Below are 11786 nucleotides of genomic sequence, written 5' to 3'. Positions count from 1 at the left end.
CCTTGCCGCTTCCCTTGCCCTCCGCCTTGCCGCGTCCCTTGCCCCATCCCTTGCCGTTTTCCTTGCCGCCTCCCTTGCCGCGTCCCGCGCCCGCCCCTTGCCGCCGGCGCCTCGCCCGCCCCGGCCGGGGGGCCTCACTCCACCACCAGCTCCACCCGGTCGGCGGCGAAGAGGCTGCGGGTGGCCTGGATGCGTGTGCCGGCGCCGTCCACGTTCACGCTCGACAGGGCGATCAGGGTGCGGCCGGGGGCGATGTCCAGGCGCTCCGCCTCCTCGGGGCTGGCCGGGCGGGCACCGATCCGGGTCGAGAGCCGGGTGTAGTCGGCCACGCCGAAGACCGCATAGGCGCGGGTGAGCGAGCCGCTGGCGGCGTAGGCGGCGTCGAAGCCGGCGAAGCGCGGCAGGGGCAGGCAGGTCCGGGCCGTCGAGATCGGGGCGCCGTCGGCGCGGTGCACGGTGAGGAGTTCGAGGATCGGCGCGCCCGGGGCGATCCCGAGGGCCTCGGCCCAGTCGGCATCCGCCGGGACGGTGGCGGCCGTGATCAGGTCGCCCCAGGCCTCGCGCCCGGTGCGCGACACGATCTCGGAGAAGCGGGTGCGCGGGCCGATCGGGTAGGCAATCGGCCCCTGCTCCACGAAGCTGCCCCGGCCCTGCGTGGTCCGCACCAGCCCGCCCTCGGCCAGCACGCCGAGCGCCCGGCGCACCGTGTGCCGGTTCACGCCGAAGCGCGCCGCCAGGGCCGATTCGGCCGGCAGCTGCGCCCCGGCGGCCAGGGTCCCGCTGCGGATCTCGCCCGCCAGGGTGTCCGCGATCTGCCGCCAGGCGGCGAGGCCGCCCCCGCGCTGGAGCGCCGTCACGCGGGTGTCGCCCGCCTCGGTCATGGATGTCTCGCGTGGGTGGCCTGCATCACGTCCTCGATAACCCTTGGATAGCCCTTGCGCCCGCTCATCCACTTGTCTATACATATAGACAGGTTTGGAGACCGATCGATGCCGAGCGCCAGCCAAACACCACCTGAGCCCGGGATGCCAGACCTCGCCGCGCGCCGGCAGGCGATGGCGTGGGCCGGTGCGGCGACCGCCGACGAATTGCGGGACGTCCTGGCGCAGGCCGGCGCCCTCCCGGAGGCGGAGAACCTGCGGGCCCCCGAGACGGGCCTGGTCATGGTCCGCGGCCGGATCGGCGGCGACGGCCGGGCCTTCAATGCCGGCGAGGCCACGGTGACCCGGGCGGCGGTGCGCCTGCCCGGCGGCGAGATCGGCTTCGCCTATCACCTCGGCCGCGACCGGGCCCGCGCCCGCCTCGCCGCCATCCTGGATGCCCACTGGCAGCGCCCGGAGGCGCGCCCGGCCCTCGCGGCGGCCCTGGCCGAGATCGCCGGCCGCCGGGCGGACGCGGCGCAGCAGGCCGCCCGCAAGGCGGCGGCCACCCGGGTGACCTTCTTCACCCTGGCGCGGGGAGAGGATTGATGGCGCCCACGCTTGCCCACGGCTTCGCCGACCCCGTCCACGCGGGCCAGGCCGTGTTCCGCGCCGCCATGGAGGCCCTGAGCCGGCCCGGCCGGATCCGCCCCCTGGTCACCGCCCTGGTACCCCCCGCCCCCCTCACCCCCGAACTCGCGGCCCTGGCCCTGGCGCTCACCGACGCCGACACGCCGGTCTGGCTCGATGCACCCCTGCGGGCGGACCCGGCGGTCGCCGGCTTCCTGCGCTTCCACACCGGGGCGCCCCTGGTCGCGAACCCCGGAGGGGCGGCCTTCGCGCTGATCGCCGATCCGGCCCGCTGCCCGCCCTTCACGGATTTCGCGCCGGGCACCCCCGCCTACCCGGATGCCTCCGCCACGCTGATCCTGGCCGTCGACACCCTCTCGGACGCGGATGGGCGGGACTTCGCGGAACAGGCTTGCGCGAGACAGGTTTTCGCCGGACCCGGCATCCGCGGCACGGCGCCGTTCGCCGCCGGGCCCCTGCCCGCCGACTGGACCGCGCGCTGGGCCGCGAATCATGCGGGCTTCCCGCTCGGGATCGATTGTCTCTTCGTGGCGCCGGGCCGCCTCGCTGGGCTGCCCCGCTCGGCCCGGCCCGTCGACGCTGAAACCGTGCCGGGGTCGGACGGGTCTGCAGGTTCGGAGGCACTGCCATGTACGTCGCGGTAAAGGGCGGCGAGGCCGCCATCGACAACGCCCACCGGCTTCTGGCCGAGGTCCGGCGCGGCGACCCGGCCGTGCCCGAGCTCACCGTGGCGCAGATCCGCGAGCAGATGCGCCTCCTCGTCGACCGGGTGATGACCGAGGGCTCCCTCTACGACCCGGACCTCGCCGCCCTCGCCCTGAAGCAGGCCCGGGGGGACGTGGTCGAGGCGGTGTTCCTGGTGCGGGCCTACCGCACCACCCTGCCGCGCTTCGGCGCCACCGAGCCGGTCGACACCGGCGCGATGACGCTGGCGCGGCGCATCTCCGCCACCTTCAAGGACCTGCCCGGCGGACAGGTGCTCGGCCCGACCTTCGACTACACCCACCGCCTCGTGGATTTCGGCCTGGCCGATGCAGGCTCCCCCGACCCCGCCGCCGAGGCCGAGCCGGAGGCCGATGCCGCCGCCTGCCCGCGGGTCACCGATCTCCTGGGCCAGGCCGGCCTGCTTGAACCCTCCCCCCCGGACGAAGGCGCCCCCGTCGGCGACCTCACCCGCGAGCCGGTGGACTACCCGGCCGACCGCGCGGTGCGGCTCCAGGGGCTGGCCCGGGGCGACGAGGGCTTCCTCCTGGCCCTCGGCTACTCGACCCAGCGCGGCTACGGCCGCACCCATCCCTTCGTCGGCGAGATCCGGGTCGGGGCAGTGGAGCTCGCCTTCACGCCGGAGGAGCTCGGCTTTCCCGTCAGCCTCGGCACGGTCGCGCTGACCGAGTGCCAGATGATCAACCAGTTCCACGGCCACGGCGCGGTGCCGCCGCAATTCACCCGGGGCTACGGCCTCGTCTTCGGCCAGGGCGAGCGCAAGGCCATGGCGATGGCGCTGGTCGACCGCTCGCTCCGGGCCGCCGAACTCGGCGAGCCCGTGGCGGTGCCGGCCCAGGACCAGGAATTCGTCCTCGCCCATTGCGACAGCCTGCAGGCGACCGGCTTCGTCGAGCACATGAAGCTGCCGCACTACGTCGACTTCCAGGCCGAGCTCGAACTGGTGCGGCGCCTGCGGGCCGAGCACGCCGCCCGGGCGGCCGCGCCGGCGCCCGCTTCCGACGAATCCCCCCTGCGGGAGGCCGCCGAATGAACCCGCCAAATCCTGCCGTCGCCCGCGCAACCGTCACCGTCTCGGCCGGCGCCGGCTACAACTTCGCCTATCTCGACGAGGGCACGAAGCGGATGATCCGCCGGGCCATCCTCAAGGCCATCGCGATCCCGGGCTACCAGGTGCCCTTCGCCGCCCGCGAGATGCCGATGCCCTACGGCTGGGGCACCGGCGGGGTGCAGGTCACCGCCGCGATCCTCGGCGCCGCCGACGTGCTCAAGGTGATCGACCAGGGGGCGGACGACACCACCAACGCGGTCTCGATCCGGCGCTTCTTCACCGCCACCGCCGGAATCGCCACCACGACGCGGACGGCCGAGGCCACGGTGATCCAGACCCGCCACCGCATCCCGGAGGCGCCGCTCGCCGAGGGGCAGGTCCTCGTCTACCAGGTGCCGATCCCCGAGCCCCTGCGCTTCCTCGAACCGCGCGAGACCGAGACGCGCCAGCTCCACGCGCTGGCCGAGTACGGCCTCATGCACGTCAAGCTCTACGAGGACATCGCCCGGCACGGCCACATCGCCACCACCTACGCCTACCCGGTGGAGGTGGCCGGCCGCTACGTGATGGACCCCTCCCCGACCCCGAAATTCGACAACCCCAAGATGGACGACTGCCCCGCCCTCCAGCTCTTCGGGGCCGGCCGCGAGAAGCGCATCTACGCGATCCCGCCCTACACCCGGGTGCGCAGCCTCGACTTCGAGGACCATCCCTTCCGGGTCCAGCGCTTCGATCGCCCCTGCGCCCTCTGCGGCGCCGAGGACGTCTACCTCGACGAGGTCGTCCTCGACGATGCCGGCGGCCGGATGTTCGTCTGCTCGGACACCGACCATTGCGAAACCCGCCTCGGCGAGACCCGTCTTGCCGAAACCCGTCTTGCCGACGGCCATACCGGGGAGGCCGCGTGATGGAACCGCTCCTGAGCGTCGCGGGCCTGACCAAGCGCTACGGCGGCCGCCTCGCCTGCGACGGCATCGGCTTCACCCTCGACCCCGGCGAGGTCCTGGCGGTGGTCGGCGAATCGGGCTCCGGCAAGTCGACCCTGCTCTCGCTCATCGCCGGCGAGGTCGCGGCCGATGCGGGGTCGGTCGCCTACCGCATGCGCGACGGCGCCACGCGCGACCTCGACACCCTGAGCCTGGTCGAGCGGCGCGCGCTGATGCGCACCGACTGGGGGTTCGTGCGCCAGGACGCGACGCAGGGCCTGCGCATGGCGGTCTCGGCCGGAGGCAATGTCGGCGAGCGCCTGATGGGGGTCGGCGACCGTCATTACGGCCGCATCCGCGCCACCGCCCTCGACTGGCTCGCCCGCGTCGAGATCGCCGCGGACCGGATCGACGACCCGCCCACCCGGTTCTCCGGCGGCATGCGCCAGCGCCTGCAGATCGCCCGCAACCTCGTCACCGCGCCCCGCCTCGTGCTGATGGACGAGCCGACCTCGGGCCTCGACGTCTCGGTCCAGGCCCGGCTCCTCGACATGATCCGGGGCCTGGTGGCCGAGCTCGGCCTCGCGGTCATCATCGTCACCCACGACCTCGCCGTGGCGCGCCTGCTCTCGCACCGCGTCCTCGTGATGCGGGCCGGCCGGGTGATCGAGACCGGCCTGACCGACCAGGTCCTCGACGACCCGCAGGCCGCCTATACCCAGCTCCTCGTCTCCTCGGTGCTCGCCGCATGACGCCCGCTCCCTCCTCGTCTCCTCTGCCTCTCCTCGTCTTCGAAGACGTGGCCAAGAGCTTCACCCTGCACCTGCGCGGCGGCGCCGTGCTGCCGGTGATCGCCGGCGCCACCCTGGCGGTCCACCCGGGCGAGTGCGTCGTGCTCGGCGGGGCCTCCGGCGCGGGCAAGTCCTCCCTGCTGAAGATGGCCTACGGCAACTACCGCTGCGCCGCCGGGGCGATCCGGGTCCGCGACGGGGACCGCAGCGTCGACCTCGCCACGGCCGCGCCGCGGGAGATCCTGGGGCTGCGCCGCACCACCCTCGCCTACGTCTCGCAGTTCCTGCGGGTGATCCCCCGGGTCGGCGCCCGCGCCGTGGTGGAGGCCGCCGGGATCGAGGGCGGCCTCGCCCCCGCGGCGGCCCGGACCCGGGCGGCCGACCTGCTGGCCCGGCTCAACCTGCCCAAGCGCCTGTGGGCGCTCCCGCCCGCCACTTTCTCGGGGGGCGAGCAGCAGCGGGTGAACATCGCCCGGGGCCTCATCGCCGACCGGCCGATCCTGCTCATGGACGAGCCCACCGCCTCCCTCGACGCGCAGAACCGCGCCGTGGTGGTGGACCTCATCGCCGAGAAGCGGGCCGCCGGCACCGCCATCCTCGGCATCTTCCACGATGCGGACGTGCGCCAGGCGGTGGCGACGCGCATCGTCGACGTCTCGGCCTTCCACGGAGCGCTGGCGGCATGACACCGGATCGGGAACAGGCGAGCATGCGGGATCAGGCCAGCGTACGGGATCAGGCAAGCGTGCGGGATCAGGCAAGCGTGCAAGATCAGGCAAGCCGCACGGATCGGGTCGAGATCCTCGAGAACGCGCGCCTGGTCCTGCCCGACCGGGTCGAGGATGGCTGGCTCGCCGTGGTCGACGGGCGCATCGCCGAGATCGGCACCGGGCGTGCCCCCGGGCGCGGCCTCGACTGCGCCGGCGACATCCTCATCCCGGGCCTCGTCGAGCTCCACACCGACCACCTGGAGAGCCACTACGCCCCGCGCCCCGGCGTGCGCTGGCATCCCCTCGGGGCGGTGCTGGCCTACGACGCGCAGATCGCGGCGTCCGGCATCACCACGGTGTTCGATTCGCTGCGCGCCGGCACCGATCCGGACGGCAGCGGCCTCGGCACCGAGCTGGAGCTGCTCGCCGCCGCCCTGGCGGAGGCGCAGGAGGCCGGCCTGTTCCGGGCCGAGCACCGCACCCACCTGCGCTGCGAGATTCCCTCCCCCGACGTGGTCGAGACCGTGCGCGCCTTCGCCGGGCGCTACGCCATCGGCCTGCTGTCGCTGATGGACCACACGCCGGGCCAGCGCCAGTTCCGTGACGTCGACAAGTACTACGTGTATGCCGGGCGCGGCGGCCGCTCCCTGGAGGAGATAAAGCGCAGCACCGCCCGTAAGATGCGCGACGGCCACGCCCTCAACGCCGTGAACCGGCCCGCCCTGGTGGCACTCGCCCACGCCCACGGCATCCCTCTGGCCAGCCACGACGACACCACCCTGGCGGATGTCGCGCTCTCGCGGGAGGAATCCGTGGTGCTCGCCGAATTCCCCACCACCCTGGAGGCGGCCGAGGCCTCGCACGCGGCCGGCATCACCGTGATGATGGGGGCGCCCAACCTGATCCGGGGTGGCTCGCATTCCGGTAACGTCGCGGCTCACACCCTGGCGGAGGCCGGGACCCTCAGCATACTGTCCTCGGACTACGTGCCGGCGAGCCTGCTGATGGCGGCTTTCGGCTTGCCCGAGCGCGTCCCCGGCATCACCCTGCCAGAGGCCCTGGCCACCGTGACGGCCAACCCTGCCCGCGCCACCGGCCTGACCGATCGCGGACGGCTGGCGCCGGGCCTGCGCGCCGATCTCGTCCGCGTCCGCCTCGCCCGGGGCGTGCCGGTGGTACGCCAGGTCTGGCGCGCCGGCGAGCGGGTGGTGTGATGCCGGGCGGCTTCGTTCTCGTGGTCGGCCCGAGCGGCGCCGGGAAGGATACCCTGCTGCGGCTGGCGCGCGATACGCTCGGCCCGGACCCGCGCTTCGTCTTCCCACGTCGCCTCGTCACCCGGGCTCCCTCGGCCCACGAGGACAATGTCGCCCTCACCGAGGAGGCCTTTGCCGCGGGCGCCGCCGCTGGCGCCTTCGCCCTGCATTGGCGGGCGCACGGTCTCGGCTACGCGATTCCCGGCGAGACCCGGGACCAGGCGCAGGCGGGACGGGTGGTGATCTGCAACGTTTCCCGGCGCATCGTGGCGCAGGCTCGCGCGACCCTGCCGCATGTCGGCGTCGTCGCCATCACGGCGGCTCCCGCGGTGCTCGCCCAACGCCTCGCCGCCCGCGCCCGGCCCGAGGATGGCGACCTGCGCACCCGCCTCGACCGCGTCGTCCCAATTGCCGCCGAGTACACGATCTGGAACGATCGCGATCCGGACAGCGCCGCCGCCGTGTTGGTCGCGCACCTACGGGAGCGAGCGGCCTGAGCTTCGGCCGATCGCAGCTTCAGTCTTGCTCTCAAAAGGAAGAAGAGCGCGGCCCTGATGGGACCGCGCTCTTCTCGTTTTGATCGGTTCGGCTGAGCGCTGACGCACCCGGCCGGAACTGGTCGCTTACGCCTCCTGGCGGGGTCCGCGGGCGCGGTCCTGCTCGGCGTTGCGCTCGGCCTTGAGCTTCTCGGTGATGTCCTCGCCGGTTTCTTGGTCGACGACCTTCATCGAGAGGCGGATCTTGCCGCGATCGTCCTGACCGAGAAACTTCACCTTGACCTTCTGGCCCTCCTTAACGACGTCCGTCACCTTGGCGACCCGCTGGGCGGCGAGCTCCGAGATGTGGACGAGGCCGTCCTTGGCGCCGAAGAAGTTCACGAAAGCGCCGAACTCCATCGTCTTCACGACCGTGCCATCGTAGATCATGCCCGGCTCGGCCTCGGCCACGATCGAGCGGATCCAGTTGTAGGCGGCCTTGATGGCCTTGCCGTCGCTGGACGCGATCTTCACCGTGCCAGTGTCGTCGATGTTGATCTTGGCGCCGGTCTTGTCGACGATCTCGCGGATCACCTTGCCGCCGGTGCCGATCACTTCCCGGATCTTGTCGGTGGGGATCTGCATCGTCTCGATGCGCGGCGCGTACTCGCCGAGCTCGGGACGGGCGTCGGTCAGGGCCTTCGCCATCTCGCCGAGGATGTGGACGCGGCCTTCCTGCGCCTGGTGCAGGGCGACCTTCATGATCTCCTCGGTGATGCCGGCGATCTTGATGTCCATCTGCAGCGAAGTGATGCCGGACTCGGTGCCCGCGACCTTGAAGTCCATGTCGCCGAGGTGATCCTCGTCGCCGAGGATGTCGGACAGCACCGCGTAGCGCTCACCCTCGAGGATGAGGCCCATGGCGATGCCCGCCACCGGACGGCGCAGCGGCACGCCGGCATCCATCAGCGACAGCGAGGCGCCGCAGACGGAGGCCATCGAGGAGGAGCCGTTCGACTCGGTGATCTCGGACACGACGCGGATCGTGTACGGGAACTCGTGGGCCGGCGGCAGCACGGGATGCACGGCGCGCCAGGCGAGCTTGCCGTGGCCGATCTCGCGACGGCCCGGGGAGCCCATGCGGCCGGTCTCGCCCACCGAGTAGGGAGGGAAGTTGTAGTGCAGCAGGAAGGTCTCCTTGTAGGTGCCTTCCAGTGCGTCGATGAACTGCTCGTCCTCGCCGGTGCCGAGGGTGGCGACCACGAGGGCCTGGGTCTCGCCGCGCGTGAACAGCGAGGAGCCATGGGCGCGGGGCAGCACCCCGACCTGGGACTCGATCGGTCGCACGGTGCGGACGTCACGGCCGTCGATGCGCGAGCCGGTGTCGAGGATGTTCCAGCGCACGACCTTCGACTGCGCTTCCTTGAACGCGGCCTTGACCTTCTCGGCCGGGAAGCGCGCCTCGCCCTCGGCGGGGCAGAGCGCGGCCATCACCTTCGCCTTCACAGCATCGACGGCGGCGTAGCGCTCCTGCTTGACGGTGTTCTTGTAGGCAGCGCGCAGGTCGGCCTCGCAGACCTCGAGCACGGCGGCTTCCACGTCGCCGTTCTCGGGGGCGGAGAAGTTGCGGGGCTCCTTAGCGGCCTTCTCGGCGAGGCGGATGATCGCCTCGATGACCGGCTGGAAGTGCTTGTGGCCGAACATCACGGCGCCGAGCATGACCTCCTCGTCGAGCTCCTTGGCCTCGGACTCGACCATCAGGACGGCGTCCTGGGTGCCGGCGACGACGAGGTCGAGGGTCGAGGCCTCGAGGTCGGCCACGTGCGGGTTTAGGGTGTACTGGCCATTGGTGTAGCCGACGCGGGCGGCACCGATCGGACCCATGAAGGGCACGCCCGACAGGGTCAGGGCGGCGGAGGCCGCGACCATCGCGAGGATGTCGGGATCGTTCTCGAGGTCGTGGGTCAGGACGGTGACGACGACCTGGGTGTCGTTGCGCCAGCCCTCGATGAAGAGGGGGCGGATCGGACGGTCGATGAGGCGGGAGACCAGGGTCTCCTTCTCGGACGGACGGCCCTCGCGCTTGAAGTACCCGCCGGGGATACGGCCGGCGGCGTAGGCACGCTCCTGGTAGTTCACCGTGAGCGGCAGGAAGTCGATGCCGGCCTTGGGCTCCTTGGCGGACACGACGGTGGCGAGAACCGAGGTCTCGCCGTAGGTCGCCATCACGGCGCCGTCGGCCTGGCGGGCGACCTTACCCGTCTCGAGGACGAGCTTGCGGTCGCCCCACATCAGCTCTTCGCGTTGGATATCGAACATAGTGTCTAGCCTTCCTGCGATCGGGCGAACCCGGCGCCGTCAGGGGCAAGATGGCGGGGGGCACCGCACGCCGTGCCCCCCGCGATCCTGTCCCCGACGCATCCGCCTTCAAGTCGCCCGGGTCTTCGGGTGGCCGGACCCATTCCGGCCGCCCGAACTGTCAAAACGCGGCCCCGGGCCGGGCCCGGAACCGCATGAGAGTGCTGCTTAGCGGCGGATGCCGAGACGCTCGATGAGGCTGCGGTAGCGGGCCTCGTCCTTGCGCTTGACGTAGTCGAGCAGCGAGCGGCGCTGCGAGACCATCTTCAGGAGGCCGCGGCGGGAATGGTTGTCCTTGCCGTGGGTCTTGAAGTGGCCGGTCAGGTTGGTGATCCGCTCGGTCAGGATCGCCACCTGGACCTCCGGAGAACCGGTGTCCTTGCCGCCGGTCGCGTATTCCTTGATGAGCGCGGTCTTGCGCTCTGCCGTGATCGACATCGCAGTGCCTTTCGGTACGGGTTTTCGGAAAGGGCGGCCTCGTCGCGAGGGCCGCGCCACGCTCGTGGAAGGCCGGTGCCGGGATGTCGTCCAGCACGGTCAGACCCACAAGCAGCTTGTGCCCCGGCCCCGTTCGCACGGGTCGGAGCGGCGCGGACCATACACGAAACCCGCTCCGACGCCAGCCCTCGGGGTGTCGCGGTCCCGTACGGGGACGTTGGAAGAGGGAAGCGCTCAGGCCGCGGCGGCCTCGCATCCGGCCACCGCGCGGATGTCCCTTGCGAGCGCCTCGATCCGTGCCGGATCCGAATCCCAGGCGAACATGAAGCGCGCGCCTCCACCGATGAAGGTGTAGAAGCGCCAGCCCCGGGTGCGCAGGGCCTCGAGGTGCTCGGGTGCGGCGCGCAGGAAGACCGCGTTGGCCGCCACCGGGAACATCAGCGCGAAGGCGCTTACGTCCGCCACGGCGGCAGCGAGGCGTTGCGCGCAGGCATTGGCATGGGCGGCGTGGCGCAGCCAGGCTCCGCCCTCCAGCACGCCGACCCAGGGCGCCGAGAGGAAGCGCATCTTCGAGGCGAGTTGGCCCGCCTGCTTGCAGCGGTAGCCAAAATCCTCCGCCAGGGCGGCATCGAAGAACAGGATCGCCTCGCCCGCCGCCATGCCGTTCTTGGTGCCGCCGAAGCACAGGAGATCGACGCCGGCCTTCCAGGTCATGTCGGCGGGGCTGCAGCCGAGGCTGGCGCAGGCATTGGCAAAGCGCGCTCCGTCCATGTGGAGGCGCAGGCCCAGATCTCGGCATGAGGCGGCGATCGCCCGGATCTCGGCGAGGCTGTAGAGCTGGCCCGTCTCGGTGGGCTGGGTGATCGTGACCACGCGAGGCTTCGGAAAGTGGATGTCCGAGCGACCGGTGGCGACGCTTCGAATCAAGGCCGGGTCCAGCTTGCCGTCGGGGCTCGCCACCACGAGCAGCTTCGAGCCGTTGGAGAAGAACTCGGGCGCGCCGCACTCGTCCGTCTCGACATGGGCCGAGGCCGAGCAGATGACGCTGTGGTAGGACTGGCAGAGGGAGGCCAGGGCCAGGGCGTTGGCAGCCGTCCCGTTGAAGGCGAAAAAGACGTCGGCGGCGTCGGTCTCGAACAGGGTCCTGAAGGCATCGGCGGCCCGCTTCGTCCACGGGTCCTCGCCGTAGGCCGGCACCGAACCGCGATTGGCCGCGTCCATAGCGGCCCAGGCCTCGGGGCAGATGCCGGCGTAGTTGTCGCTCGCGAATTGCTGGGGCTCGGGGGGCATCGGTCGCTCTCGTCTGGTCAAGGTCCGCATCAGGAGTGCAGCGACCGACCGGATAGAGATATGGCGAAGCCCGTTCGGTTGCCGGTCCGGCCACATCCCCGCCGATTGCCGGAGGGTGCCACCTTGCCCGGGAGAGCAGGTTGGCGTCAGGGATCGCCCCGACTCTTGATGCTGTTCAAGATCTACCAGAGGGGACCGGCGCTGACAACACGGCCAGGTTGCTGCCTGGCGCGAGAGCTGATCCTGGCGAGAAAGTCTG

At 71.7% G+C, this 11786-nt stretch carries 12 protein-coding genes and 1 riboswitch; of the genes, 8 read left to right on the top strand and 4 right to left on the bottom strand.

The features are described from left to right. Nucleotides 1–134: 134 nt before the first annotated feature. On the bottom strand, nt 135–881 hold the full coding sequence (gene phnF / locus ASF58_RS09340; RefSeq protein WP_055950779.1) for a phosphonate metabolism transcriptional regulator PhnF: 747 nt from the start codon (nt 879–881) through the stop codon (nt 135–137). A gap of 144 nt (nt 882–1025) precedes the next feature. On the opposite strand from phnF, the gene phnG reads away from it, so the two are divergent. The 8 genes from phnG to phnN all read left to right on the top strand — a co-directional run bounded on the left by phnG (nt 1026) and on the right by phnN (nt 7462). Next, complete coding sequence (phnG, locus tag ASF58_RS09335; protein WP_082512952.1) at nt 1026–1469, top strand: phosphonate C-P lyase system protein PhnG; 444 nt, start codon at nt 1026–1028, stop codon at nt 1467–1469. Beyond that, nucleotides 1469–2155, top strand: a complete 687-nt coding sequence (gene phnH / locus ASF58_RS09330; protein WP_082512951.1) for a phosphonate C-P lyase system protein PhnH — start codon at nt 1469–1471, stop codon at nt 2153–2155. Before phnG ends, phnH begins: the two co-directional genes overlap by 1 nt. Continuing rightward, the gene (locus ASF58_RS09325) at nt 2140–3267 is read left to right on the top strand and encodes a carbon-phosphorus lyase complex subunit PhnI (protein ID WP_055950776.1); all 1128 of its coding nucleotides are present in this window, start codon (nt 2140–2142) and stop codon (nt 3265–3267) included. Before phnH ends, ASF58_RS09325 begins: the two co-directional genes overlap by 16 nt. Next, nucleotides 3264–4193, top strand: a complete 930-nt coding sequence (locus ASF58_RS09320) for an alpha-D-ribose 1-methylphosphonate 5-phosphate C-P-lyase PhnJ (protein WP_055950773.1) — start codon at nt 3264–3266, stop codon at nt 4191–4193. The genes ASF58_RS09325 and ASF58_RS09320 overlap by 4 nt, the downstream gene beginning before the upstream one ends. Beyond that, nucleotides 4193–4963, top strand: a complete 771-nt coding sequence (phnK, locus tag ASF58_RS09315) for a phosphonate C-P lyase system protein PhnK (RefSeq protein WP_055950770.1) — start codon at nt 4193–4195, stop codon at nt 4961–4963. The genes ASF58_RS09320 and phnK overlap by 1 nt, the downstream gene beginning before the upstream one ends. After that, complete coding sequence (gene phnL / locus ASF58_RS09310; protein ID WP_055950765.1) at nt 4960–5688, top strand: phosphonate C-P lyase system protein PhnL; 729 nt, start codon at nt 4960–4962, stop codon at nt 5686–5688. The genes phnK and phnL overlap by 4 nt, the downstream gene beginning before the upstream one ends. Before the next feature lie 77 nt (nt 5689–5765). Further along, entirely contained in the window at nt 5766–6926 is a 1161-nt protein-coding gene (locus ASF58_RS09305; protein ID WP_200930191.1) for an alpha-D-ribose 1-methylphosphonate 5-triphosphate diphosphatase, read from the top strand. Further along, nucleotides 6926–7462: a phosphonate metabolism protein/1,5-bisphosphokinase (PRPP-forming) PhnN gene (gene phnN, locus ASF58_RS09300; protein WP_200930190.1), complete on the top strand. Its 537-nt coding sequence runs from the start codon at nt 6926–6928 to the stop codon at nt 7460–7462. Before ASF58_RS09305 ends, phnN begins: the two co-directional genes overlap by 1 nt. Nucleotides 7463–7588: 126 nt before the next feature. On the opposite strand, the gene pnp is transcribed toward phnN, so the two are convergent. From pnp to ASF58_RS09285, 3 genes are all read right to left on the bottom strand, one after another. After that, entirely contained in the window at nt 7589–9760 is a 2172-nt protein-coding gene (pnp, locus tag ASF58_RS09295; protein WP_055950759.1) for a polyribonucleotide nucleotidyltransferase, read from the bottom strand. 207 nt (nt 9761–9967) lie between these two features. Then, nucleotides 9968–10237 carry a 30S ribosomal protein S15 gene (gene rpsO / locus ASF58_RS09290; protein ID WP_055950756.1) on the bottom strand — a complete coding sequence of 90 codons (270 nt, stop codon included), beginning with the start codon at nt 10235–10237 and terminating at the stop codon, nt 9968–9970. A 234-nt stretch (nt 10238–10471) separates the two neighbouring features. Beyond that, nucleotides 10472–11527, bottom strand: coding sequence for a low specificity L-threonine aldolase (locus tag ASF58_RS09285; RefSeq protein WP_055950752.1), 1056 nt, complete (start codon nt 11525–11527; stop codon nt 10472–10474). A 64-nt stretch (nt 11528–11591) separates the two neighbouring features. Then, nucleotides 11592–11704, bottom strand: a riboswitch (SAM-I-IV-variant riboswitch). Between the last annotated feature and the right edge of the window lie 82 nt (nt 11705–11786).

Origin of the sequence: Methylobacterium sp. Leaf125 (genome assembly GCF_001423085.1) — a bacterium.
Classification (GTDB): Bacteria; Pseudomonadota; Alphaproteobacteria; order Rhizobiales; family Beijerinckiaceae; genus Methylobacterium.
Note: the sequence above shows the minus strand (reverse complement) of the source record. Positions and strands in the feature narration are given on the sequence as shown.